The sequence below is a fragment of the Allobosea sp. P4_H5 genome (assembly GCF_056400825.1).
This window is the reverse complement of sequence record NZ_JBFUKM010000003.1, coordinates 254,320-279,255: the sequence shown is the minus strand read 5'-3', so window position 1 is coordinate 279,255 and position 24,936 is coordinate 254,320. Positions and strand designations below refer to the sequence as shown.

The following is a 24,936-nucleotide window of genomic DNA, read 5'->3' as shown; positions in this document are numbered from 1 at the left end:
GCAGTGTCGAAGGGCCATGCTGCGCGCGCCCCTCAGCCGATGACGAAGGGGTTGGCGATCTCATCCGCGGTCGAGAGCCAGACTGCCTTGGTCTGCAGGTATTCGCGGATGCCCTCGACGCCGTTCTCCCGGCCGATGCCGCTTTTCTTGTAGCCGCCGAAGGGCGTCGTGTAGGAAATATCGCGATAGGTGTTGACCCAGACGCTGCCGGCCTCCAGCCGATCCGACATGCGCATGGCGAGCTTCATGTCGCGGGTCCAGACGCCGGCGGCGAGGCCGAACTCGCTGTCATTGGCGATCGCGACCGCCTCGTCCGCATCGTCGAACACCAGGGCAGAGAGGATCGGCCCGAAGACCTCCTCGCGCGCGATCCGCATCTCGTTGTTGACGCCGGTGAAGATCGTCGGCTCGACGAAGAAGCCCCGCGCGCACTCGTCGCCCTCCGGACGCTTGCCGCCGATCAGCAGTTCGGCGCCCTCCTGGCGGGCGATGTCGACATAGTCGAGCACCTTCTCGAACTGCATCTTGTTGGCGATCGGGCCGACCTGGGTGCGGACATCGCGGGGATCGCCGACGCGGGCCGTCCTGGTGAAGGCCGCGAGCTTCTCGACGAACTGGTCGTGGACGCGGCGCTGGACCAGCAGGCGCGAGCCGGCGATGCAGGTCTGGCCGGTCGCGCCGAAGATGCCGCCGACCACGCCGCGCACGGCATTGTCGAGATCAGCGTCGTCGAAGACGATGTTCGGCGACTTGCCGCCCAGCTCCAGGCTGACCCGCTTCACGTCCTTCGCGGCAAGCGAATAGAGATATGCGCCGGTCGCGGTCGAGCCGGTGAAGCCGACATGGCGGGTCAGCGGATGGGTGACCAGCGGCTCGCCGACCTCCTTGCCGAACCCGGTGACGACGTTGACGACGCCGGGCGGGAAGCCGGCGGCCTCGACCAGCTCCATCAGCTTCAGCGCGGTGGCCGAAGTGTGCTCGGCCGGCTTCAGCACCAGCGTGTTGCCGGCGGCGAGCGCAGGCGCAGCCTTGAGCGAGAGCAGCAGCAGCGGCGCATTCCACGGAATGATCGCCACGCAGACGCCAAGCGGCTCGGGCCGTGAATAGCTCAGCGCCGGCTTGTCGCAAGGGTGCACGACGCCTTCGATCTTATCGGCCAGCCCGGCATAGTAATAATACCATTTCGGGACGTAGCGGATCTGGTGCTGCATCTCGGCCAGCAGCCGGCCGTTGTCGCGCACCTCGATCTCGGCGAGCGCGTCGGCATGTTCCTCGATCAGCGTGCCCAGCCGGTGGATGAGCTTGCCGCGCTCGGACGGGTGCATCTTACCCCACGGCCCCTCCTTGAAGGCACGATGCGCTGCACGCACGGCGCGGTCGGCATCCTCGGCCCCGCCGCGCGCGACCATCGCCCAGGGCTGCGCGGTGAAGGGATCGACCGTCTCGAAATACTCTCCGGAGGCCGGCTTCACCCATTGGCCATCGATGTACATGTCCAGCGTGCGCAGCGCGGGCGAATGCGACGTCATCAGAATCTCTCCCGTCATAGCCGGGCGCAGTCGAGACGAGGCGCTTCCTGGCTAGATTTTTATCATATCATTTCTAAGTCGATATGATATCAATATGCGATACTGATCTGAACGATCTGAGGGTGTCAAGCACCTTCCTGTTGAAAAAATGCGCATTCCGCTCTTAAAGGCAGCAGAGACAGATACCGTTTGGATTGCATTGTGATATCAGATCTATCCGAACAGAGGACCCTTGCATGACCGAGCTGACCCAGGTCACCCAGCCGCTCTACGGGCAGATCAAGACCGCGATCGAAAAGCGGATCCGCGCCGCGGAATGGCCGGCGGACTTCCAGGTCCCCCGTGAAGAGGATCTTGCGGCCGAGTTCGGCGCCTCGGCCCTGACCGTGCGCCGGGCCCTCAGGGAGTTGCAGACCGAGGGCATGCTGGTGCGCGTCCAGGGTCGCGGCACCTTCGTCGTCGGCCCGCGGATGCAATGCGCGATTTTCGAGCTCTCCGACGTCTCGGAGGAGATTTCGGCGAGCGGCGGCGTCCATACCAGCGAAGTGATGTCGCTCTGCGCGCTGGCGCCGGACAGCCCCTTCATCGGCTTGCTGGCTCTGCCGGCGGGCAGCACCGTGTTCCACTCGCGCCTGCTGCACAAGGAGGACGGCACGCCGGTCCAGATCGAGGACCGCTTCGTCAACGCCGCCGAAGCCCCCGCCTATCTCGAGCAGGACTTCACCCGGATCACGCCGCACGCCTATCTGCTGCGGATGACCGAGGTCACCTTTGTCGACAACACGATCCGCGCCATCCGGCCCGACGACGAAAGCCGCGAGGCCCTCCAGATCGATGCCAACCAGCCCTGCCTGCTGCTTGACCGCCGGACCTGGCGCGGTGATGTGCCGGTGACGCGCAGCCGCTTCCTCTATCCGGGGGATCGCTACCGCCTGCGCAGCGCCCATGAAGCGACATCGGCGCAGCCGGTCCTGTCGGCGCCGGGTGGCACAGGACAGTTCCCGAGGCGGATTCGCTAGCGCCGGCGCGTTTCGAACCGCGGCGGCCTAACCCTGGCTCCGCGAAACCCGGCGCGCGGTCTCGACGACCATGGCGATCAATTCCTCCTGCCGCTCCTGCGTGAAGCGGTAGCTCGGCACGGTCACGGTGATGCTGCCGATGACCTTGCCACGCGCATCGTGGGTGACGGCGGCGATCGCGCTGATCTCGCCGTCGAGCTCGCCGAAATTGAGCGCATAGCCGCGCTGGCGGGATGTCGTCAGCTCCTGCAGCAACGCCGCGGGATCGGTGATCGTCCGTGCGTTGAAGCGCTCCAGTGCGCCCGCGCAATAGTCCTCGATCGCCTCCTGCGGCTCATGGGCGAGCAGGATCTTGCCGCAGGCGGTGCAGTGACCGGGATCGCGCCGGCCCGGCTCGGAGAAGATCCGGACCGCGCCGGGACCGGGGACCTGCTCGATCGTCACCGCATCGCTGCCGTCCCACATGTTGAAGCTGGCTGTCTCCCCTGATCGCGCCGCCAGCTCTTCCAGGGCCGGGCGAACCAGGTCCTTGATGTGCAGCTCGGCCAGCACCGGTGCCGCGAGCAGGACAAGGCCGGGCCCGAGCTTGATCCGGGCCGAGGCGGCATCGCGCTCGACCAGCCGCGCCGCCACAAGGGTCGCGACCAGCCGCGAGATCGAGCTCTTATGCAGCCCGATCCGCCGCGCGATCTCGTTGATCCCCAGCGGCTCCGGCGATCCCGACAGACAGCGGAGGATGGCGATCGCATGCTCGACCGCGCCGACGGTGGCGCCTCGCCCCTCGCTCGGTTGCGCAACAGGATTTTCCATCAGGGCACGCTCCCGCATCTCGCTTGACGAGGCCGTCAAAGGCTGACAAGCTCGTATTGTGCAACACTGTTGTGCATTGCGCAACATAAATTTTCGAATGAAGCGCGGCGCTCCGGATCGGTCGATCCGGAGCGGGCAATTCGGGGACGGGCCGGCGGGCACGCCGGTTAGGGGCAATCGCGGCGACGCGAATCCGGATGGTGAGCGGGCGAGACCCGGCAGCGTTTCGGGAAAACGGGGAGGTTTTGATGCACAAGCTCGGAATTCTGACAGGATCCCTTGCTGCCATGCTCGGCTTCGGTGGCCTGACCGTCGAGGCGCAGGCCCAGGCACCGACGGTGAAGAAAATCACCTTCCTCACCAACTACGTCTACAATGGCCGCCACGCGCCGTTCTTCATCGGCCGCGACAAGGGCTTCTACAAGGAAGCCGGCTTCGACATCGACATCGCACCGGCGACCGGCAGCGGCTTCGTCATCGCAGCCGTCGACGGTGGCAAGGCCGATTACGGCATGGCCGAAATCGGGCCGGTCGTTCAGGCGATCGCCAAGGGCGCCAAGCTCAAGTCCTTCATGGTCTATACCGACGTCACGACCAGCGGCCTTGCCTCGCTGACGCCGTTCAAGACGCCGGACTCGATCATCGGCAAGCGGATCGCCGCATCGCAGACCGACAGCGCCCGCGTCGTGCTGCCCATCATCTTCGACGAGAAGAAGCTCGACGCCTCCAAGCTGGACTGGCAGGCCGCCGACCCCGGCGTCTATTTCTCGCTGCTCCTGAGCAACCGGGCCGACCTGTTCACCGCCAGCTCCGACGGCGACATGCCGGCCCTGACCAAGGTCGCGACCGCGCAGGGCAAGACCGTCGAATTCTCCAGCTTCGTCGACTGGGGCTATGACGTCTTCGGCTATGTCCTCGTCGCCGGCACGCCGACCCTCGAGAAGAACATCGACGAGGCCAGGCGCTTCGCTGCTGCAACGCGCAAGGCGGTCGAATACGCCATCAAGAACCCGGAAGAGACCGCCGAGATCATGGTCAAGGCCAACCCGGCCATGAACCGCGACACCGTGCTGACGCAGTGGACCGGCGCGATCAAGTCGATACAGACGCCCTACACCGCAGAGCACGGCTACGGCGCGGCCGAGGACAAGCGCATCCAGCGCACCATCGACCTGGTGAAGAAGGCGCTGAAGCTCGACGCGGCGCTGACGCCCGACGACCTCTTCGCGATCAAGGGCAAATAGGCCGCTCCGGCCACCCTTCTCAGCCTGACGACCGCACTCCGGAAGCCTCCATGTCCACCTCTCTCGTCATCGACAACCTGTCGAAGACCTTCGGCTCGACCCTGGCGATCGATCAGGCCTCCTTCTCGGTCCCCGAGAACAGCTTCGTCTCGATCGTCGGCCCCAGCGGCTGCGGCAAGTCCACCTTGCTGCGCATCGCCGCCGGGCTGGTGCGTGCCAGCAGCGGCCGCATCAAGCTGCGCGGGCAGGAGGTCACCGGCCCGATCCGTGATGTCGGCATGGTGTTCCAGTCACCGGTGCTGCTGCCCTGGCGCACCACCCTCGGCAACATCCTGTTCGTCGCCGAGATGGGCGGGCTGCGCGCTGCCAACTATGAGGAGCGCGCCCGCGAGCTGATGGCGCTCGCCGGCCTCTCCGGTTTCGAGGAGAGCCGCCCCTTCGAACTATCCGGCGGCATGCAGCAGCGCGCCGCGATCTGCCGGGCGATGCTGCTCAAGCCCTCGCTGATCCTGATGGACGAGCCCTTCGGCGCACTCGACGTCATCACCCGCGAGCGCATGGGCTTCGCCCTGCAGACGCTGTGGGAAGAGAGCCGCAACACCGTGCTCTTCGTCACCCACAGCATCACCGAGGCCGTCCTGCTCTCCGATATCGTCGTGGTGATGTCGCCGCGGCCGGGGCGGATCCACGACATCGTCGAGATCGACCTGCCGCGCTCGCGCACCACCGCGACCCTGCGCGATCCCCGCTTCGTCGCCTTCGCCGCCCGCGTGCGCGAGGGCATCGAAGCCGGCGAGACGGAGTATTGACGATGGCCGAGACCTCCCTCGTCGCGCGCCTGCGCCCGCTCCTCTTCCTGGCCTTCCTGCTGCTCGCCTGGGAGATCGGCGCGCCGCTGCTGGGCATCCCCGGCTACGTCCTGCCGCTGCCTTCCGCGATCGCCGCCCGCTTCGCCGAGACCGCCTCGATCCAGCTGCACGGACTGGTGATGACCGGCATGACCACGCTGGTCGGCCTCGCTTTGGCGCTGGTCTTCGGCGTCCTGCTCGCGCTGCTCGTCATCTATGTGCCGATGCTGCGCTCGATCGTCATGCCGCTGCTCGCCGCCTTCAACTCGATCCCGAAGATCGCGGTGGCACCGCTCTTCGTGATCTGGTTCGGCCTCGGCGTCGAATCCAAGATCATCCTCGCCTTCCTGCTGGCGCTGTTCCCGATTTTCGTGAACTCGCTGACCGGGCTCGGCGAGATCGAGGCCGATGTCATCGACCTGTCGACGCTGGCCGGCGGCACGCGCTGGCGCATCTTCACCAAGGTGCGCCTGATGAACGCTGTCCCCTACATCACCGACGCGCTCAAGGTCGCCTTCCCGCTGGCGCTGGTCGGCTCGATCGTCGGCGAGTTCATCGGCGGCAACGACGGCATCGGCCATCTCATCCTGTTCGGCCAGTTCAACATGGATACCCCGCTCGTCTTCGCGGCGCTGGTCTCGATCACCGCCTTCACCACGCTCGGCATCGGGGCCGTCTCGCTGTTCGAGCGCATGGCCCTGACCTGGCGCCCATCGCAACGCCGGCGCTGACGCGCCCGCCCCGACGTCACATCCGCAAGGACAATCCGATGAGAAACTATATCGCGCGCCTGAAGGAGAGAGGCGATCTGCTGGTCGTCGACAGGGAGGTCGATCCCTTCCACGAGCTCGCCGCCGTGACCCATGCCGCACAGAAGCGCTGGGGCAAGCCGATCCTGTTCAACAAGGTCAAGGGCACCCGCTTCCCGGTCGTCACCAATGTCTACGGCTCGCGCGAGCGGCTGGCCGAGATCATCGGCATCGACGCCGCCGATTTCTGCCGGCAATGGAGCAACCTCGCCAATCTCGGCAGCGGCCCCGGCGGCACGCCGTTCGTCCAGTCCGAGGATGACGACCTGATCGAGTGCAAGCTCTCCGAGCTGCCGCTGATCACCTATTCCGACCGCGACGCGGCGCCCTATTTCACCTCGGCGATGTTCATCGCCAAGGACCCTGAGACCGGCGTCGGCAACCTGTCCTATCACCGCTCGATGTTCGTCAGCGACGACGAGTTGCGCTGCCGGCTGGCGCCGCGCCACCACCTGACGATCTATCACGAGAAGGCCGAAAAGATGGGCAAGCCGCTCGAGGCCGCCATGCTGATCGGCGCGCCCTCGACCTCGTTCCTGACCGCGGCTGCCCCCCTGCCCTACGATGTCGACGAGCTCGAGGTCGCGGCCCGCCTGAAGGGCAGCCCGATCGCGATGCGCAAATGCAAGCACATCGATCTCGAAGTCCCCGCCGATACCGAGATCGTCATCGAGGGCCGCTTCCTGCCGAACGAGCGCCGGCCCGAGGGACCGTTCGGCGAGTTCATGGGCTACTATGTCCCTGAAGGCCCGAACGCGGTCTTCGAGGTGCTGGGCGTCACCGTCCGCAAGGACGCCGTCTTCCACTCGATCCTGTGTGGTTCGGCCGAGGAGGTGCTGACGCTGGAACTGTCCGTTTCGGCCAATATCTACCAGCGCCTCAGCGCCGCCCTGCCGGGCATCCTCGACGTCACCTGCCAGCCCTTCGTCAACCACGCCATCGTCAAGATGGACACGCAGTTCGAGGGTCATGCCCGCCAGGTCATGCTGGCGACGATCGGCGCCGAGCCGATCTGGGCCAAGATCATCACCGTCGTCGATCCCGACGTGAACATCTACGACATGGACGACGTGATGTGGGCGACGCTGACGCGCTGCCGGCCCGACAAGGACATGCTGATCATCCCGGAGACGCCGTCCTTCTATCGCGACGAGCAGAAGGACCATTGGGGCCGTCTCCTGATCGACGCGACCAAGCCGTTCCACCGCAAGCCGGAATTCGAGCGCAAGAAGATCCGCCTCGCCGACCAGATCGTCCTCTCCGACTGGTTCGACAACGCCTGAGGGCAGCGGTGTTCCCATGAGCGATCACGACACGCCCGCGCGCATCATCGTCGGCATCAGCGGCGCCTCCGGCGCCGTCTACGGCGTGCGGGCGCTCGAATTGCTGGCGACGGCAGGCGTCGAGACCCATCTCGTCGTCACCCGCTCGGCGCATCTGACGCTGTCGCAGGAGCTCGGCATGAGCCCTGCGGCGCTGGCCGAGAAGGCGAGCGTCGTGCACAACATCCAGGATATCGGCGCGACGATCTCCAGCGGCTCCTTCCGCACGCTCGGCATGCTGATCGCCCCCTGCTCGGTGCGCACCATGTCGGAGATCGCGACCGGCGTGACCTCGACCCTGATCAGCCGGGCGGCCGACGTCGTACTCAAGGAGCGCCGCAAGCTGGTGCTGATGGTGCGGGAGACGCCGCTGCATCTCGGCCATCTCAGGACGATGACCAGCCTTGCCGAAATGGGGGCGATCATCATGCCGCCGGTACCGGCCTTCTACGCCCTGCCGGAGACGATCGCCGACATGGTCGACCACAGCGTCGGCCGCGCGCTCGACCTGTTCGGCGTCGATTCCGGCGCGGTCCGCCGCTGGGCCGGCATGGCGGCTGCCCGCAAGATCGCTTCCGAAGCCTGAGCGTAGGAGCCCGGTCATGACACCATCCGCGCATCAACCCAGACGCCGCCCGGTGCATGGCGCAATGATCGGCGTCATCGTGCTCGACACCGGCTTCGACCGCTTGCCCGGAGACGTCGCCAACACCGGAACCTGGGATTTCCCGGTGCAGTTCCGCGTCGTCCGCGGCGTGACGCCCAAGGACGTGATCGAGGGCGATCCGCAGCAGGCGCTCGGCCCGTTCCGCGAGGCGATCGACGATCTCGTCGCGATTGGCGCCGCCGGCATCACCACGAGCTGCGGCTTCCTCGCCGCGGTCCATCCGGAGCTGCGCCGCCATTCCCCGGTGCCGATCGCGACCTCCAGCCTGATGCAGATTCCGCTCGCGCTCAGCCTGCTGCCCGAAGGCCGAACCGTCGGCGTGATCGTCTCGGACCGCAAGGCGCTGCAAGACCGGCATTTCCGCAATGTCGGCGCCCCGACCGACCTGCCGCTCGGCGAATTGCCGGAGGACGGCGTCATCCGCTCGCATATGCGCGAGAACCGGCCGCTCGCCGATCACGAAGCCCAGGAGCGCGAGGTGCTGGCAGTCGTCGAGCGCATGCTCATGGAGACCCCGGCGATCGGCGCCATCGTCAGCGAATGCGCCAACCTGCCGCCGCATTCGGCGGCGATCCAGCGCGCCTTCGGCCTGCCGGTCTTCGACATCGTCACGCTCGTCGACTGGCTCCATTCGGCGATCCGGCCGCGGGCCTATGGCGGCGATCCGAGGTCGCGCAGATGACCTACGACCTCGTCGTGGTCGGCGGCGGCCTCATCGGCGCCGCGATCGCCTGGGGCGCGAGCCGGGCCGGCGCGAGCGTCGCGCTGCTCGACGAGGGCGATGTCGCCTACCGGGCCTCGCGCGGCAATTTCGGCCTGATCTGGCTACAGGGCAAAGGCGTCGGCAAGCCCGCCTATATGCACTGGTCACTGCGGGCCGGCCGCCTCTGGAAGGACCTCGCGGAGGAACTCCATGCCGCGACCGGCCTCGATACCGGGTGGCGCCAGACCGGCGGCGTGCATTTCTGCTTCTCGGAGGCCGAGCTCGACAAGCGCCGCGATGTCCTCGCCCGCAGCCACGCCGATGGCGGCGAGATCACCATGCAGTTCCTCGACCGCACGGCGCTGCGCGACCTCGTGCCCGGGATCGGTCCCGAGGTCGTCGGAGCCTCCTTCTCACCGGAAGACTCCCATGTCAGCCCGCTCTACCTGCTGAGCGCCTTGCAGCAGGCCCTGCAGGATCGCGGCGGCAGCTACCGGCCGGGCACGACCGTCACCGAGATCCGCCCCGAAGCCAGCGGCTTTGCCGTGGCGACGCCGTCCGGGCCGGTCCATGGCCGCCGCATCGTCCTCGCCGCCGGGCTCGGCTCCGCCCAGCTCGCGCCGCAGCTTGGCCTGTCGATGCCGGTGGAGCCCGAGCGCGGCCAGATCGTGGTGACGGAGCGCGTCCGCCCCTGCTTCCCCTATGCCGCCAACTGCCTGCGCCAGACCGCCGAAGGCTCCTTCCTGTTCGGCAGCAGCCATGAGGAGGTCGGCTTCGACGACGGCACGCAGCTGGCGACCGCGGCCGATCTCTGCGCCACGGCGCTGCGCGTCCTGCCCGGGCTGGAGGCGGCCGGGGTGGTGCGCTTCTGGGGCTCGCTGCGGGTGATGACGCCGGACGGGCTGCCGATCTACGAGGAATCCAGCCGCTATCCCGGCGCCTTCGCCGCGACCTGCCATAGCGGGGTTACTCTCGCCAGCGTGCATGCCTTCGACATCGGCCCAGCTGTCGCAGCCGGCGCCCTCCCCCCGGCAGTCGCCAGTTTCGGAAGCGGACGGTTCGATGTTCAGGCGCATTGAACCGGACGCTACCGAAGGCGACCTGACGCTGACCTTCGAGGGACGGCAGATCGCCTTTCACCCCGGCGACAGCCTGGCTGCGGCTCTGCTGGCTGCCGGCATCGGCGCACTTCGGCAGAGCCCGGTCGACGCTTCGCCACGCGCGCCCTACTGCATGATGGGCGTCTGCTTCGAATGCCTAGTCGAGATCGACGGGCGCCAAAACCAGCAGGCCTGCCTGACGCCCGCGCAGGACGGCATGGTGGTGCACCGGCAGATCGGCGCGAGGCAACTGCCATGAGCCGGGACTGGGATGCGATCGTGATCGGCGCCGGCCCCGCCGGCATGGCGGCGGCGGCGACCCTGGCCGAAGGCGGCGCGCGCACCCTGCTGCTCGACGAGCAGGTCGAGCCCGGCGGCCAGATCTACCGTGCTATCGAGCGCAACCGGAGCAACACCCGCCTCTCGGCGATCCTCGGACCCGATTATCTGCGCGGCGTGGCGCTGGTCGAACGTTTGCGCGCCTCCGGCGCCCAGCTACGCTTCTCCAGCACCGTCTGGCGGGTCGAGCCGGGAGCCGCGGTCTGGTCCCGCAGCAACGGCACTGTCGCGCTCGACCGGGCCAAGGCGCTGGTGATCGCGACGGGCGCGATGGAACGCCCGGTGCCGCTGGCGGGCTGGACCTTGCCGGGCGTGATGACGGTCGGCGCCCTGCAGATCATGCTGAAGACCGGCGGCCTCGTGCCAAGCGGCAAGCTCGTCCTCGCTGGCACCGGGCCACTGTTCTATCTCTTCGCGCGGCAATGCCTCGATGCCGGTGTCGAGCACCTGACCTTGCTCGACACTGCCCGATCCGGAAACATCCCCACCGCACTGCCGCATCTGCCGCGCGCCCTCACTGGCCAAGGCTGGCGCTATCTCGCCAAGGGCGCCGGCCTGCTCGCGGCCCTGACGATCGGGCGGGTGAAACTCCTGCGCGGAGCCAGCGAGATCGCGATCGAGGGCGAAGAGCGCGCCACCGCCATCCGCTTCCGCGCCGGCGGAACGCCGCTCCGGCTCAGCTGCGATCTGGTCGGCCTGCATGAAGGCGTGATCCCCCAGCAGCAGCTGCCGCGCGCTCTCGGCTGCACCTTCGACTGGAACGACGCCCAGTCCTGTTTCCAGCCGAGCCGCGACGCATCGGGCGCCGGCACGCTGCCGGGTATCTTCATCGCCGGCGACGCCGGCGGTATCGTCGGGGCGGAAGCGAGCCGCCATGAGGGCGATGCGGCCGCCGTTGCGATCCTGGCGGAGCTCGGGCGGATCACCGCGGCCGAACGCGACGCCCGGCTGCACAGCATCCGGAAGGCGCGCGATGCCCATCTTTCGGCGCGGCCCTTCCTCGACCGTCTGTACCGACCAAGCGCCGACCTCGTCGCACCGCCAGACCCGGTCACGATCTGCCGCTGCGAGGCGGTCTGCACCGGCTCGCTGCGCCAAGCGGTGGCGCACGGGGCACTCGGCCCCAGCCAAGCGAAAGCCTTCCTGCGCGTCGGCATGGGCCCGTGCCAGGGAAGGCTGTGCGGGCCGAGCGTGACCGGGCTGATCGCGCGCGAGACGGACCGGAGCGAAGCTGAGACCGGCTACTATCGCGTCCGCGACCCGATCAAGCCCGTCACCGTGGGCGAACTGGCAAGGGCCTCGCAATCAAGTGCTTCGCAGCGTGGAGGCTGACATGAGCAAGCTCGATCTCGACGGCCCGCTCTGGCGCTTCGCGCTGGAATTCTATGCGCTGCCCAGCGTCGCCGAAGCCTGCCTGACCTTGCAGGACGAAGCCGGTCTCGATGTGATCCAGCTGCTGGCTGCGACTTATGCCGACCTCGTCCTGCGGCAGCCGCTCTCGGCGGCGGATGTCGCGGAGCTAGGCCGGCAGACGGCCGAATGGCGGGCCGCGACGGTCCTGCCGCTTCGCGAGATCCGCCGCGTCCTCAAGCCGCCGAGGGACGGCTTTCCCGAGGAGCGGCAGCTGCTGCGGGAGAAGGTCAAGGCCGCCGAGCTGCTCGCCGAGCAGATCCAGCTCGCCATGACCGAGCAATGGCTGGGCCGGCGCGAGCCGAAACCGGGCCTGCCGATGCAGGAGGTGCTCGGCTTGTTCCTCGAGAACGAGGCAAGGACGCAAGGAAGCGAACGGACGATCGGCATCGCGCTCTCGGCCCTGGCAACCGCGAGGGACAGCATCGCTCGCGCCCGGAGCAATCGCTGATCGGCCACCCGCTGTCTCCGGCCAAGCCGGCTCAGCAGCCTCCTCGCTATGCCCCGGGCGGAAGCAGCGTCGCGTAGCGCTCGCGCAGGTCGATCCGCCTGCCGCTCGCGGCGGCCTCGGCTACGGCGAGCGTCGCGATCAGCGTGCGCGCCCCGTCCTCGACCGGCTGCAGAGAAGCGGAATCGCCCCTGACCAGATCGCGGAAATGGTCGAGCTGGGCGATATAGGGGTCGAGCGTCGGCGCATGGATGCGCTGCGCCTGGATCGGCAGGTTCCAGCTCGGAGTGTCACCAGCCTGCGCCCACTGCACCAGATTGGGGAATTCCAGCGCGCCGCGGCTGCCCATGAAGCGATAGCTGCTCTCGCCGCTGAACGGGAATTCGGGGGATTCGCCGACGCCCTGCTCAGTGGTCCAGGGCGAGACGGCGCTGTCGCTGACGAAGAAGGTGCCGATCGTCCCGTTCTCGAACTCGACCAGCACGCCGGCCGTGTCCTCGACGGCAAAGCCGCGCCGGCGGTTGGAGAGCACGGCGCCGACCGCGACGATCTCGCCGACGGAAAAGCGCAGGAAGTCGATCTCGTGGATCAGGTTGATCAGGACCGGCCCACCGCCGGCCTGTGTCCGCCACGGCGCTGCGCTGAAATAAGCCTCCGGCTTATGTACCGCCCAGATCGCGGAGACGCCGACGAGATCGCCGATCCGCCCCTCGCCCAGCAGGGAGCGCAAGGTCGCGACCTGGCGATGGTGGCGCCGGTGATGGCCGACAAGCGAGCGGATGCCGGCGGCCCTGGTCGCCTCGATCAGCGCACTCGCCGTTGCCAGCGTGTCCGTGACCGGCTTTTCGATCAGGATATGGATGCCGCGGCGGGCGCATTCGATGCCGTTCTCGGCATGGAGCTGGTTGGGCGAGGCGATGATGACGGCGTCCGGCCGGGCCTCGTCGAGCATCGCGCGATAGTCGGCGAAGACGCGCGCGCCGGGGTTCTGGGCCGCGACCTGCTCGGCATTGACGTCGGCGATCCCCGCCAGCTCGAAGTCGGGATGCGTGGCGATCTTGGCCAGGTGCTTGCGACCGATCAGCCCCGCGCCGATCACGCCGATTGCGATGGTCTTCATGCTCCCACGGCTCCCTATGACCGCCATATGTCTGCCCACAATTAACTCGTGGGATAATTACGTGTCAATTAACCAGATGGATAATTGCTGTCAAGCGTCGCCGGATGAGCTAATCAGCGAGGGCTCCCTATCGGAACGGGCAATCGGGATCGCGGAATGAAGGCAGTGACCACGCAGACGCCGGCGGGCGAAAAACCGGCCAAGGTCCGCCGCCGGGATCGCGAGAAGACCAAGGCCGAGATCCTGCAGATCGCTTTCGAGGAGTTCGCCGAGAACGGGCTGCTCGGCGCCAATGCCGACGCGATCGCCGCGCGGGCCGGGATCACCAAGCGGCTGATCTTCTACTACTTCAACTCGAAGGAAGAGCTCTTCATCGCCGTGCTGGAGATGGCCTATGGCAGGATGCGCCAGGCGGAGGAGAGCCTGCATCTCGAGACTCTCGAACCGGAGGCGGCGATCCGCCGGCTCGCCGAATTCACCTTCGACTTCCATCAGGCCAATCCGGAATTCGTCCGGCTGGTCGCGATCGAGAATATCCACCGCGGCCGGCATGTCGCCAGCAGCGAGACGCTCCAGCAGATGACACGGCCGATCATCGGCCAGATCGAACGCGTGCTCGCCAAGGGCAAGGACCTCGGCGCGATCAGGCTGGAGATCGATGCCCACGCACTCCATGCCACGCTGAACGCCCTGTCGATTTTTTCGGTGGCGAACCGCCATACTTTCGAGGCCCAGTTCCACTGGGACATGTCCTCACCCGAGGCGAAGGCCCGCCAGCGGGCGCAGATCGCCGAGGTGCTCTGGCGCTATGTCCGCAGCGACGACGCCTCCCCTGCCCCGGGGTAACGATTAGCCCCCGCCGCGGCGCTTGCGCCCACCATCCTCGGCCAGCAGTTCCTTCCGCGCCTTGGCCATGACCTTGCGGGCCTCGTCGTCGACCACGGGGAACTGCGGATCGAGCTTTTCCAGCCGGTTGACGATCGCCGCCGCGACGATCAGCCGGGTGAACCATTTGTTGTCGGCGGGAACGACATGCCAGGGTGCGTGCTTGGTCGCCGTCTCGGCGATCGCGTCCTGATAGGCGCCCTGATAGTCGTCCCAATGCTTGCGTTCGGCGAGATCGCCCGCATCGAACTTCCAGTTCTTGTCGGCCTCGTCGATCCGCGACAGCAGGCGCCGGCGCTGCTCGTCCTTCGACAGATTGAGGAAGAACTTGAGGACCACCGTGCCGTTGCGGGCCAGATGCTTCTCGAAATCGCGGATGCTCTCGAAGCGATCGCGCCAGACCTGCTTGCCGATCAGCTTGGGCGGCAGGCCCTGCTTGCGCAGCAGTTCCTCATGCACGCGCACGACCAGCACCTCCTCGTAATAGGAGCGGTTGAAGATGCCGATCTCGCCGCGCTCCGGCAGCGCGCAGGCGGTGCGCCAGAGGAAATCATGGCGCAGCTCTAGCGAGCTCGGCGCCTTGAAGGAGGTAACCTCGCAGCCCTGCGGATTGACCCCGGACATGACGTGCTCGATCGTCCCGTCCTTGCCGGCGGTGTCGATCGCCTGCAGCACGATCAGCACCGACCAGCGCCGTTCGGCGAAGAGCCGCTCCTGCAGCTCGCGCAGGCGCCTGACGCCGGTCTGCAGCAGATCGCGCGCACCGTCCTTGTCGAGATCGAGGCCGCAGGTTTCGCCGGGGTCGAAGCGCTTCAGCTTGAAGTCGTCGCCATCCGTGACCCTGAAGCGCTTGACCATCTCGTCCGGCAGCATGCCTGGCATCTCCTCGCTGAAAGAACTCTGTTCAGTCTGTCGCCTCGTCACCGATTGTCCAGCCTTACAGGCCGCGATCAGGCGATCAGCTCCGCGACCGGCAGCCTGGCCCGCACTGATGGAGGCGTCCCCGCCGCCAGCCCGAGCTTGAAGACATTAACCAGGCGGCGGCCGGCCGGAACGCCGTGTTTTTCGACAAGCCGCCGGTTGCTCGCCGGCCAGTCAGCCAGCACCGAGACCGGGCAGGCGGCGAGCCCCTGCGCCGTCATCATCAGCCAGGCGCGGTAGAAGGCGCGCCCGGTCACGCGCGAGTCCTCGCCATCCGGCCGGTGGAAGAGCGCGACGGCGGAGTTCGCGAATTTGCCGCGTTCGCTCACCAGCGTCGCAGCAAGACCCAGCCGACGCAGCGACGGAAACAGCGGGCCGAGTACCAGCCTGGTCCCGAGCGCGACCACGCCCGGCATCGCCATCGCCTCGGCGCTGAGCCCGTCGCGCTGGTATGCCGGGTCGGATCGCGACAGCCGCATCCAGTGCAGCAATTCGGCGCGATGGGCGTCGTCGCGGAGGAAATGGAAACCGGCCTCGTCGGCGAGCCGCGCGATCGCGTCGATGCTGTCCACGTCGCGGACCAGCTGCACATCATCGACCATGGCGGAATACATATGGAGCGCCGCCTCGCCTGCGGCATCGAGGGGCCGGAAACCACCGCGCCAGCTCGTCCGGGCAGGGACGAAGTCCGCCAGCCCATCAGGTTCGCCGCCCGCCGCGACGGCGATGCGCGCGACCGGCTGCAAGCCGTCCGACGCCGCGGCGTCGACCAGCGGTTCGACCTTCGCGATCCTCAGCCCGCGTCGGCCAAGCGCCAGCGACAGCCCCTCGATCGCGGCACCATGCGAGAGCCTGACGTCGTGCCCCGAGGGATCGGCCGCCGGCAGGCGTCGCTCGACGTCCGCCAGCACAAGCAGCGCATCGCTGCCGATGAGCCGCCAGCGCGTGGGCTGGATATTGTGAACGCTCGGCGCGAGGCGAACCTCGGCGATGAGATCTTCGAGCAGGGCCCGGTCGAGCATCATCGTTAGCCCCGCAAGCTCTTGGCGAAGAGGTGCAGCCGGTGCAGCGGCTTCGCCCCCGCTTTCTCGGCTTGCCGCAGACTCGGCCCGTTGACGTCGGCGATCCAGGTGCCGCCGAGCTCGTCATAGCCGGCCGCCTTCAGCGCGCTCGTCACCTTGTAGAGCATGGCGCCGTTGAGCCCGCGATTATGGAAGGCGCGATTGACCGACTGGTAGACGATGACGGCGCGCCGGTTGGTCCAGCGATGCCAGAGGAAGCGCAAGGGGAAGCTCAGGCCGATCCGCCCGCCGGCCGCCTTCACCAGCGGGTTGAGATCGGGGATCGCGATGATCGCGCCGACCGGCTCGCCCTTGTGGTGCACCACGGTCGAGATGCGCTTGTCGATCACCCACATCATGTCGCCGGCCTGGAAGCGGTATTCTGCCGCCGTGGGCGGCACGAACATCGGATTGGCGTCGAAGCCGTCATTGAGGATGAGACGCGACTCTTCCAGTCGCTCGGCAAAATGCCGGCGGTCGATCGGCATCCAGTGATAATCGGGATCGGCGAGGATCGCCTTTTGCTTGTCGCCGAGCAGTCCGGAAGGGTCGACCTCGGCGAGCGCGATCCGGAAGGTGGTCATCGGGAAGGTCGAGCCATAGCCGTTCGCTTCGAGCAGCCGCGCGACATGCGGCGGGCTGAAGATCATGTCGGTGAAGGGCGCGTTCTCGAAGCCGCCGGTGACGACGCCGGCCTGCTGCATCGCGGTCAGGTTGAAGTTGCCGACGAGCTCCGCCATGCCCCGCTCACGCGCCCAATTCTCGGCGGCGCCGAGCAGGGCCGAAGCGATTTCGGCATCATCGGCGCAGTCGAAATAGCCGAACTGGGCCCGGGCCGTGCCATGGCGCGCATTCGAGGTGTCGTGGATCGCAGCGACGATGCGTCCGAGCGGTCGCCCGTCTCTCAGCGCCGTGAACAGCTCGAAACGGCCATGCCCGTCCTTGACCAGCGGATTGCGCGCGGGATCGAGCATGCGGTCGAAATCGGACCACATCGGCGGCACATACGGGCTGTCCACCGGATAGACCTCGGCGGTGACGGCGAAGGCGGCCTTGCGGTCGTTGCTGGTGATCTCGATCATGCCGGGACCTTGCTCGGTGCGCTCGCCAGGAGCCGGCGCACCAGCGCCAGCGCCGTCTCGGTCGCAGGATCGTCCGACACCACCGACACGGTGACCAGCAGCAGGTCGAGCGGCTCCTCGCCGAGCACGAGCAGATGGCTGGCGGAATGGGCCGCCATCAGGGCAGCAAGCCGTTCTGCGGCCGGCTCGGTCGGCGGCCAGGGCCAGCTTCGCCCGGAGGCATGCAGCACGCCGATCTCGCGCAGCGCCGGCTTCAGGATGGCGGGGTCGTAATCGCCGAGCTCCGCCTCGCCGAGCCGCCGAGCGCTGCTGAACAGCGGATGCCCGGCCAGCTGGGCGATCAGCGCCTCCCGCGTCTCCGCCCGCGAACGGGCGAGCGAGCCAAGGACGCCGGGCGCTGCCGCATCGAAGGAACTCGACAGCGCATCGACCGCGAGCGCAATTGCGAGCACGCCGGCGAGCGCCACGGCGCAGAGCCTGACGCCATGGGCGAGGTCGGCGCCAGGGGTGACATGCGCAGCGGCCGCGCCGAGCAGCAAGGCCGCGGCAATACGCAGACCAAGCAGGAAGAAGCCCTGCCGGCGCGTCGGCGCCGCGCCGCCGGTCACGAGCACAATCGAGACCAGCAGCAGAGCCCCGACGCCGCCAAGCCGGACCGGCATGTCCGGCAGCAGCCCCCGGAAATCGCTGAGCGCGAAGGGCAGGATCAGGAAGGCGCAGAGTCCGAGCCGCCAGACGCTCGTATTCTCCGCTTCGGTCAGCGAAGCCGGATCGCGCTTGAACAGCAGCACGCCGCAGAAGGCAACCGTGACGAACTGAAAGCCGGCCAATGTCAGGTCATAGGCCCAGGGATGATCGGCGAGGCCGATGAGGCTGCCGAGCATGAGCAGGCCCGAGCCGGCGAGCACGGCGATCTTGCCGACGCGCGGCGCATGCCGGCGCAGCATGCCCTCGGTGACGATCAACGCCCCCAGCGGGAACAGCGCGGCGCACGCGAGCGCCAGTCGCTCGAGCAAAACGCTGCCGCTCCACCAGCCGAGGCCGCGCAGCAGGAAGAGCGCGGCGACGAGCCCCATCGCCACGAGGAAGCGGGTCGTCAGCGCCCCGCGCGGATCGCGCCGGCGCAAGGTCAGCATGGCGACGGCGAGCCCGAGCGCGCCGCAGATGTCGACGATGGAATCGGCGACCAAGGCAGGGTTGGCGAAGCCGCCATTCATGGCCCGGCCACCATCTGCTTGAGCGCCCGCACCACGAAAGGCTTCAGCAGTGCCGCGACCGGCGCCAGCAAAGGCCGTTCGACGGCCGGCCGATAGGGGTTGAAGAACCAGCCGCGGCAATCGGTGCCGGTGCGCTTGCCCAGCACGAGCGCGATCGCCTCATAGGCCATCATCATGCCGGTGGTGATCACCATCGGCGCGAAGGACATGCGGCTGCGCCGGCCTGCCGCGACCTCGCCGGCAATAGTGAGGTCGACATGATGGCGCGAGCGCGAATGCAGCATCACATGCGTGACCTCGCACAGCATCGCCGCGCGCTTGTCGTCCTCACCGAGCGTGCGCCAATCCTTGCCGAGGGTCGGGAAGCCGAGCCGCTCTTCCGGGCGCGGATCCTCCGGCCGGACCACGATCACCGAGGGAAGCGGGGCCATATAGGCATCGATCACGCTGGCGCCCGCCGTTTTCGCCGTACGGTAGAGGTGCAGGCCGGCGGCAATATCGTCCATGCCGTTGACGATCACCTTGCAGCGTCCCGCGATCTCCGGCAGGCGCTCCGCCCATTCGGCGCCGAGCACCTCGATCTCGATCTCCGGATTGATCGCGCGCGCCGCCTCGGCCGCGGCCTCGGCCTTGGACTGGCCGACCGTGCCGGCATTGGCGAAGACCTGGCGGTTCAGGTTCGAGACCTCGAAGACGTCGATATCGGCGATGACGAAGCGGCCGACACCGGCCCGGACCAGCGCCATGAAGGCGGCTCCGCCCATGCCTCCGACGCCGCAGACGAAGACCGTCGCCTGCCGCAGCCTTGCCTGCTCGACTTCCGTGACGAAGCCGATATTGCGGGTGGTGAAGAGCTCGTAGCTGAATCCGGGAATCATGGCTTCGTCCTCGCGGCGCGTGGACGCAATGTGCCGAAACGCCTGCCGTCGTCGAGCCAGTGCAGCAATGGCAGCACAAGCCTCTGCAGCAGGAGGAAGGCAGAGGCCCCGACGAGGCCAGGCAAGGACGAGCGCGGGACCTGCCCGAGCAGGTAGCGCCGTGCCGCCGCAAGATCCATACGGCCGAGCTGGAGCACGTCGTCGCCGCGCTCGTAGTTCAGCGCATCCCGGCAAAAATCGTTGTAGCTGGGATCGCGGTGCTGCGTTGCCTGCGCGAAGCCCTTCTTCAGATCGTCCGAGCCGCCGGTATAGGCGTCGGTGATGATCGAGCGCGCCTCCTCGAAGCCGGCCTCTTCCCCCACGCCGAAGACATGGCGGTGCCCGCGCATGATCTGCCGGGCGAGCGAGAGATGCGCAAAGCTCTGGCGGCTGCCGGCATCCGGCGAGGGATAGACGTCTGAGAAGGTCTCGCAGACCATGCCGACCACGCTCGGAACCTGCGTCACGTTCGAGATCCAGCGTGGCCTGAGGCCGCCGCGCACGAACAGCACCAGCACGGTCAGGCCGTAGAGCACCCAGGACAGCCCGCGCCCGCGCACCTCCGGATCGACCATGACGAGGCCGAGATGCGTGACCTGCTCCGGCTCACCGTTCAGCGAGAGCTGCATCTGCGCCAGGGCGTTGAAGGCGACCGGCCGCCCGGTCGCCGTCTCGCTGATCAGGGTGACGATGCTCTGGCTCAGGCGCTCGCGCTCGCCGGAGAAGACACCATAGGTCAGCGCGCCCTGCGCCAGCGTCCGCCCCGCCACCGTGCGCAGCTGCCCGACCAGCGCCGCGAGTTCGGCGTCGTCGAGCACCACGCCCGGCCGCTCGATGATCCGCGTCGTCAGGCCCGGCGCGGTCGCAAGCGAGAGGTCAAGCGTCGGTCGCCGCAGCGCCTTCAGCCAGAAGCCGAGCATCAAGCCACCGCCGTGGCGGGAGCCTGGCTGCGCTCCTTCACCAGCCTGGTGATGCCGGCGAAGTCGAGCTTGCCGGAACCGAGCACCGGTACGGCCGGCACCACCATCACCTCGGCCGGGATCATCAGGTCCGCGGCGCCCTTGCCCTTGGCGAAGGCCTGGAAGGCGGCGCGCGTCGCCTCCTTCTGCTGCGTCACCAGCACCAGCCGCTCGCCCTTGCGGGCATCGGGCAGGCTGGCGACGCCGGAGAGCACGCCAGGCCAGCATTCGGCGGCGAGCGCCTCGACCGCGGCGAGCGAGACCATCTCGCCGGCGATCTTGGCGAAGCGCTTGGCGCGGCCCTTGATGGTGACGAAGCCGTCCTTGTCGATCACGACGATGTCGCCGGTGTCGTGCCAGCCGCCCAGTGGCGGCTCGAGCACGCCCGGGTTCTCGGACTTGAGATAGCCCAGCATGATGTTCGGGCCACTCACATGCAGCCGGCCGCCCTCCTCGACGCCCGGCATCGGCTCGAGCCTGGCCTCCATGCCGGGCATGATCCGGCCGACCGTGCCGAAGCGGTTGAACATCGGTGTGTTCAGCGCCAGCACCGGCGCGGTCTCGGTCACGCCATAGCCTTCGAGGATGCGCAGGCCGAACTTCTCGGCATAGGTCCGCCGCGTCGTGTCCTTCACCGGCTCGGCGCCGGCCACGATGTAACGCAGCGAGCGCAGGTCGTAGGGGTGCGCGGCGCGGGCATAGCCGGTGAGGAAGGTGTCGGTGCCGAACAGGATGGTGGCGTTGCAGCCATAGACCAGCTCCGGCACCATCCGATAGTGCAGCGGCGAGGGGTAGAGATAGACCGGCACACCCGAGACCAGCGGCAGGACGAGCCCCGCCGTCAGGCCGAAGGAGTGGAAGACCGGCAGCACGTTGAAGACCTTGTCGCGCCGGCCGAAATCGATGCGCGCCGCGGCCTGCGCCGCATTGGCCAGCATGTTCCGGTGCGAGAGCACCACGCCCTTGGGTGCCCCCTCCGAGCCCGAGGTGAACAGGATCGCGGCGCGATCCGAGCCTTTGGCCTCTTCTATCGGGGTGCCGTGGTGCCAGATCGCCCAAAGCTTGTCGCCGGTCGAGACGGTGGCGCGCACGTCCTCAAGATAGACGATGCGGACATCGGTCTGCAGAGCCTCGATCAGCGGCCCCATCCGGCCCTTCTCGACGAAGGCGCGCGAGGTGACGATGGTCTTCACCTGCGCCGCCTTGCAGGCTGCAGCGATATTGCTCGCGCCGGCGGTGAAGTTGATCATCGCCGGCACGCGCGCCGCCGACATCAGGCCGAGCAGCGTCACCGCCGCGCCATTGGCGTTGGGCAGCATCACGCCGATCGCTTCGCCCTTGCCGGCCAGCGGCATCAGCTTGCGGCCGAGTACCTCGGCGCCGATCAGCAGGCGCTTGTAGGTCAGGCTGCCCGTGATCGGGTCCTCGACCGCGACGCGGCCCTTGCCGTTGAGCTTCGCCGCCTCGGCGACCGCCTCGAAGACGCTTCGGTCGATATCGGTGGTCTTGAAGATCAGGTCGGACATGATCTGGTAGAGCGCCGCGCCCGCCGCCTGGCGCCGCGGCTTGCCCTTCAGCTCCTCGGCCACCGTCAGCGAGACCGGCTCCAGCACGGTGACGCGCACCTTGGGGAACCAGCGCCGGCGCACTTGCTCGCGGGTCAGGCGCGAGAAGATCGTCGCCTCCAGCCCCTCGATCCGCACCGGTACGACCTTCGCCCCGGACTTCTCGGCGATCATGCCGACGCCGTCATAGACCTTCATCAGGCTGCCGGTGACGGTGAGGCGCCCTTCCGGGAAGATCACCAGGTTCTCGCCGTTCTTCACGGCGTTGATCAGCGAGCGCGTCGCCAGAGGCCGCGCCGGATCGAGCGGCATGGCGCGGGTCAGCTTCAGGAAGGGCTTCACCCACCAGCGCTGGGCGATGCCGTGGTCGATGGCGAAGACCGGCTCCTTGTCGAGGATCGAGAGTGCCAGCGCCGCATCGAGGAAGGAGACGTGGTTCAGCGCGATGATGGCGTTGCCGCCGGCCTTGGCGATGTTCTCGCGGCCGGTGACCTCGACCCGGTAGAAGGCGCGGAACAGGATCGAGAGAAAGTCGCTGAGCGGATTGGTCGGCAGCGTCCGCAGGATCCAGACGGATGCCGCGATGGTCAGCACGCCAATCAGAAGGAAGAGGTGGCTGAGCGTCAGGCCCGCCGCCTGCAGCAGCGCGACCACGATGGCGCCGGCGACCATGAAGGCGGCCGAGAGCACGTTGACGGCGGCGACGATGCGGGCGCGCTTCTCGGCCGGGGCCCAGGCCTGCGCCGCCGCGAAGGACGGCACGACGAAAACGCCGCCGGCGATGGCGAGGCCGGCGAGGTCGATGCCGACACGCCAGGCGGAGGGGCCTGAGAAGAAGGCGCCGATATCCTGCGCCGGCTGATGCGCGACGACGCCAGAGACGGCCCAGCCGAGATCGAGCGCGAACAGGCCCATCACCACGCCTGCGACCGGCACCGGCAGCAGCACGATGCGTCCGCTCGACAGGAAGGAGCCGATGCCGGAGCCGACCGCGATCGCGATGGCAAAGATGCCGAGATAGGTCGAGACCACCATCTCAGTGCCGCCCATGCCGTTCTTCACCAGCGAGGGCAAAAGCGACATCACCACCGCGCCGATCAGCCAGAACAGCGAGACCATGACGCCGGTGCGCCACAGCCGGGCGTCGCCCCAGAGATCCCTGAGCAGGTCGCGGGTCGAGCGCAGGATGTTGCGGTCGATCACGAGGTCGGGCGCCGACGGCCCGGTCTTCGGGATGAACAGCGTCGCAACCCAGCAGGCCAGCGCGAACACCAGGATCAGCAGGCTGAGCTGCGCGGCATCGCCGCCTTCGCGCGCCGTCAGGCCGCCGGCGATCGTGCCGAGCAGGATCGCGATGAAGGTCGCGCCCTCGATCAGCGCATTGCCGGCCGGCAATTCCTCGCGCTTCAGATGGTCGGGCAGGATACCGTATTTGATCGGGCCGAACAGCGCCGCGATCACGCCGAACAGGAACAGCGCGACGAACAGCACCGGCACGGAATGCAAGGTGAAGCCGAGGACCGCGACCGCCGCCGCGCCGATCTCGGCGAGCTTCAGCCGCTGCGCCATCATCGCCTTGTCGAAGCGGTCGGCCATCTGGCCGCCGACCCCCGAAAGCAGGAAGAAGGGCGCGATGAAGAGCCCGCCCGCCAGGGTCACCAGCGCTTCGCCATGTGAGCCGGCGAGCTTGTAGAGGATGATGAAGACCAGCGCGTTCTTGAGGAAATTATCGTTGAAGGCGGAGAAGAACTGCGCCCAGAACAGCGGGGCGAAGCGCCGCTTCAGCATCAATGTGTCGATCATGGCGATCTCACGGGAAGGGACGGTGAGGTTGCATCGGCCGGGCTTTAGCAACTCTTGCCTGCGCCGGCCGATCTCGATTTGCGGTTAAGCGGGACTTGCGGCCGGAGCGCCAAAGCTCACAGAGCCGGCTTGCCGACATCCATCAGCAGGCGCTCGGTACGGGCGTCCTCGATCCGGTTCACCAGCTTCGAGGCTTCGTGCATGTCGCGCACCGTCTTGGTCATGGTGATGCAGGACTGGACGAGCATCACGCAGCCCATGGCGAGGTAGCCCTTCGCCCACCAGTCGAGCGGCAGGAACAGGACGCCGGCGCCGACCATGGCCGCGGCAACGAAGAAAGAGGCGTAGGTGAAGCTGACCCAGGCGCCGCTATGGGGCTGTACATTCTGGTTCATCGTTGTCTCCCGTCGGGTGCGTTTGCAGATGAAAGAGGTCAATTCGCCTGGAGCTGCCGGCTGCGCAGCCGCTCCAGCACGTCATCGGCGGTGGTCCGCAGACGCGGGCCGAAGCCCTTGGCGGCGAGCTTCTCGGTGACGGAGGCGGCAGCCGCGCCATCGAGTTCGTCGAGCGCAGTCTCGGCAGCCTCGGCCTCGACCTGGCGCTCGCGCAGGCGCTTCAGCGTCTGCTCGGCCTCGGCGAGCGTCGATTCATAGGCAGGGCCGCTCTCGATCCGGCCCTGCCGCATCTGGCGCACCGCCTCCGAGGCGCGGGCGAGACGCCGGCCGCGGTCGAGTTCGCCGATGCGCGCCTGGGCCTGGCCGACATGGCGGCGCAGGCGGACGATCTCGGCGGCGAACAGCGCTTGCGCGCCCGCCGCCGCATCGCGGTCGGCCTCGAGGGCCGCGATTGCTTCGGCGCCCTCGCGGGCGAGACTCTCATCGCTCGCGGCGAGCGCGGCGGCGACACGGCTCTCCAGATCGGCGATGCGGGCAGTGCTCGCGGCGAGCCGCTCGCTCTCCTGCCTGTCCTGCGCGATCGCCACCGCAAGCGCCTTCTTGGCACGCTCGAAGGTACCAGCGGCATCGCGCATCTGCTGGTCGAGGATGAGGAGCGCGTTGCGATCGGCAAAGCGCTCCTCGGCAATGGCGGCACTGCCGCGAACGAAGGTGAGAAACATCTTGAGCATTGGTTGTTCCCTGCTATGAACGATGTTCACGA

The 24,936-nt window shown here is 67.8% G+C and carries 24 protein-coding genes; 12 read left to right on the top strand and 12 right to left on the bottom strand.

Going from position 1 to position 24,936, the window contains the following annotated elements:
* Positions 1-32 precede the first annotated feature (32 nt).
* On the bottom strand, positions 33-1,529 hold the full coding sequence (locus AC1DS0_RS07855) for an aldehyde dehydrogenase (RefSeq protein ID WP_476813813.1): 1,497 nt from the start codon (positions 1,527-1,529) through the stop codon (positions 33-35).
* A 236-nt stretch (positions 1,530-1,765) separates the two neighbouring features.
* Between AC1DS0_RS07855 and hutC the strand changes: the two genes are divergently transcribed.
* On the top strand, positions 1,766-2,548 hold the full coding sequence (hutC, locus tag AC1DS0_RS07850; protein ID WP_476813812.1) for a histidine utilization repressor: 783 nt from the start codon (positions 1,766-1,768) through the stop codon (positions 2,546-2,548).
* Positions 2,549-2,575: 27 nt separating this feature from the next.
* Here the strand turns inward: hutC and AC1DS0_RS07845 are convergent, their stop codons facing one another.
* The gene (locus tag AC1DS0_RS07845; RefSeq protein ID WP_476813811.1) at positions 2,576-3,358 is read right to left on the bottom strand and encodes an IclR family transcriptional regulator; all 783 of its coding nucleotides are present in this window, start codon (positions 3,356-3,358) and stop codon (positions 2,576-2,578) included.
* 248 nt (positions 3,359-3,606) lie between these two features.
* Between AC1DS0_RS07845 and AC1DS0_RS07840 the strand changes: the two genes are divergently transcribed.
* Genes AC1DS0_RS07840 through AC1DS0_RS07795 form a run of 10 tightly spaced genes read left to right on the top strand, consistent with a single transcriptional unit; the run spans position 3,607 to position 12,251 of the window.
* Positions 3,607-4,602 carry an ABC transporter substrate-binding protein gene (locus AC1DS0_RS07840; protein ID WP_476813810.1) on the top strand — a complete coding sequence of 332 codons (996 nt, stop codon included), beginning with the start codon at positions 3,607-3,609 and terminating at the stop codon, positions 4,600-4,602.
* Between the two features lie 50 nt (positions 4,603-4,652).
* Positions 4,653-5,411 carry an ABC transporter ATP-binding protein gene (locus AC1DS0_RS07835; protein ID WP_476813809.1) on the top strand — a complete coding sequence of 253 codons (759 nt, stop codon included), beginning with the start codon at positions 4,653-4,655 and terminating at the stop codon, positions 5,409-5,411.
* 2 nt (positions 5,412-5,413) lie between these two features.
* Complete coding sequence (locus AC1DS0_RS07830; RefSeq protein WP_476813808.1) at positions 5,414-6,181, top strand: ABC transporter permease; 768 nt, start codon at positions 5,414-5,416, stop codon at positions 6,179-6,181.
* 38 nt (positions 6,182-6,219) lie between these two features.
* On the top strand, positions 6,220-7,542 hold the full coding sequence (locus tag AC1DS0_RS07825) for a UbiD family decarboxylase (RefSeq protein WP_476813807.1): 1,323 nt from the start codon (positions 6,220-6,222) through the stop codon (positions 7,540-7,542).
* Between the two features lie 16 nt (positions 7,543-7,558).
* The gene (locus AC1DS0_RS07820; protein ID WP_476813806.1) at positions 7,559-8,167 is read left to right on the top strand and encodes a UbiX family flavin prenyltransferase; all 609 of its coding nucleotides are present in this window, start codon (positions 7,559-7,561) and stop codon (positions 8,165-8,167) included.
* A gap of 16 nt (positions 8,168-8,183) precedes the next feature.
* Positions 8,184-8,930 carry an aspartate/glutamate racemase family protein gene (locus AC1DS0_RS07815; RefSeq protein ID WP_476813805.1) on the top strand — a complete coding sequence of 249 codons (747 nt, stop codon included), beginning with the start codon at positions 8,184-8,186 and terminating at the stop codon, positions 8,928-8,930.
* Positions 8,927-10,030, top strand: coding sequence for an NAD(P)/FAD-dependent oxidoreductase (locus AC1DS0_RS07810; protein WP_476813804.1), 1,104 nt, complete (start codon positions 8,927-8,929; stop codon positions 10,028-10,030). Before AC1DS0_RS07815 ends, AC1DS0_RS07810 begins: the two co-directional genes overlap by 4 nt.
* Positions 10,014-10,310, top strand: a complete 297-nt coding sequence (locus tag AC1DS0_RS07805) for a (2Fe-2S)-binding protein (protein WP_476813803.1) — start codon at positions 10,014-10,016, stop codon at positions 10,308-10,310. Before AC1DS0_RS07810 ends, AC1DS0_RS07805 begins: the two co-directional genes overlap by 17 nt.
* Complete coding sequence (locus tag AC1DS0_RS07800) at positions 10,307-11,722, top strand: FAD/NAD(P)-dependent oxidoreductase (protein WP_476813802.1); 1,416 nt, start codon at positions 10,307-10,309, stop codon at positions 11,720-11,722. The genes AC1DS0_RS07805 and AC1DS0_RS07800 overlap by 4 nt, the downstream gene beginning before the upstream one ends.
* Before the next feature lies 1 nt (position 11,723).
* Entirely contained in the window at positions 11,724-12,251 is a 528-nt protein-coding gene (locus tag AC1DS0_RS07795; RefSeq protein WP_476813801.1) for a TIGR02444 family protein, read from the top strand.
* 46 nt (positions 12,252-12,297) lie between these two features.
* Here AC1DS0_RS07795 and AC1DS0_RS07790 read toward each other — a convergent pair whose 3' ends face one another.
* Positions 12,298-13,368 (bottom strand): Gfo/Idh/MocA family protein, encoded by a 1,071-nt coding sequence (locus tag AC1DS0_RS07790; RefSeq protein ID WP_476813800.1) that lies wholly within the window; start codon positions 13,366-13,368, stop codon positions 12,298-12,300.
* Between the two features lie 156 nt (positions 13,369-13,524).
* Here AC1DS0_RS07790 and AC1DS0_RS07785 point away from each other — a divergent pair, with 156 nt between their 5' ends.
* Entirely contained in the window at positions 13,525-14,214 is a 690-nt protein-coding gene (locus tag AC1DS0_RS07785; RefSeq protein WP_476813799.1) for a TetR/AcrR family transcriptional regulator, read from the top strand.
* 3 nt (positions 14,215-14,217) lie between these two features.
* Here AC1DS0_RS07785 and AC1DS0_RS07780 read toward each other — a convergent pair whose 3' ends face one another.
* From AC1DS0_RS07780 to AC1DS0_RS07740, 9 genes are all read right to left on the bottom strand, one after another.
* On the bottom strand, positions 14,218-15,126 hold the full coding sequence (locus AC1DS0_RS07780) for a polyphosphate kinase 2 family protein (RefSeq protein WP_476813798.1): 909 nt from the start codon (positions 15,124-15,126) through the stop codon (positions 14,218-14,220).
* Positions 15,127-15,203: 77 nt separating this feature from the next.
* The gene (locus AC1DS0_RS07775; protein ID WP_476813797.1) at positions 15,204-16,199 is read right to left on the bottom strand and encodes a hypothetical protein; all 996 of its coding nucleotides are present in this window, start codon (positions 16,197-16,199) and stop codon (positions 15,204-15,206) included.
* A 2-nt stretch (positions 16,200-16,201) separates the two neighbouring features.
* On the bottom strand, positions 16,202-17,317 hold the full coding sequence (locus AC1DS0_RS07770) for a GNAT family N-acetyltransferase (protein WP_476813796.1): 1,116 nt from the start codon (positions 17,315-17,317) through the stop codon (positions 16,202-16,204).
* Positions 17,314-18,534, bottom strand: a complete 1,221-nt coding sequence (locus AC1DS0_RS07765; RefSeq protein ID WP_476813795.1) for a hypothetical protein — start codon at positions 18,532-18,534, stop codon at positions 17,314-17,316. Before AC1DS0_RS07765 ends, AC1DS0_RS07770 begins: the two co-directional genes overlap by 4 nt.
* On the bottom strand, positions 18,531-19,412 hold the full coding sequence (locus tag AC1DS0_RS07760; protein WP_476813794.1) for a HesA/MoeB/ThiF family protein: 882 nt from the start codon (positions 19,410-19,412) through the stop codon (positions 18,531-18,533). Before AC1DS0_RS07760 ends, AC1DS0_RS07765 begins: the two co-directional genes overlap by 4 nt.
* On the bottom strand, positions 19,409-20,371 hold the full coding sequence (locus AC1DS0_RS07755) for a hypothetical protein (RefSeq protein ID WP_476813793.1): 963 nt from the start codon (positions 20,369-20,371) through the stop codon (positions 19,409-19,411). The genes AC1DS0_RS07760 and AC1DS0_RS07755 overlap by 4 nt, the downstream gene beginning before the upstream one ends.
* Complete coding sequence (locus AC1DS0_RS07750; protein ID WP_476813792.1) at positions 20,371-23,778, bottom strand: acyl-[ACP]--phospholipid O-acyltransferase; 3,408 nt, start codon at positions 23,776-23,778, stop codon at positions 20,371-20,373. The genes AC1DS0_RS07755 and AC1DS0_RS07750 overlap by 1 nt, the downstream gene beginning before the upstream one ends.
* Before the next feature lie 116 nt (positions 23,779-23,894).
* Positions 23,895-24,173 (bottom strand): YiaA/YiaB family inner membrane protein, encoded by a 279-nt coding sequence (locus AC1DS0_RS07745; protein WP_476813791.1) that lies wholly within the window; start codon positions 24,171-24,173, stop codon positions 23,895-23,897.
* A 38-nt stretch (positions 24,174-24,211) separates the two neighbouring features.
* The gene (locus AC1DS0_RS07740) at positions 24,212-24,904 is read right to left on the bottom strand and encodes a PspA/IM30 family protein (RefSeq protein ID WP_476813790.1); all 693 of its coding nucleotides are present in this window, start codon (positions 24,902-24,904) and stop codon (positions 24,212-24,214) included.
* Between the last annotated feature and the right edge of the window lie 32 nt (positions 24,905-24,936).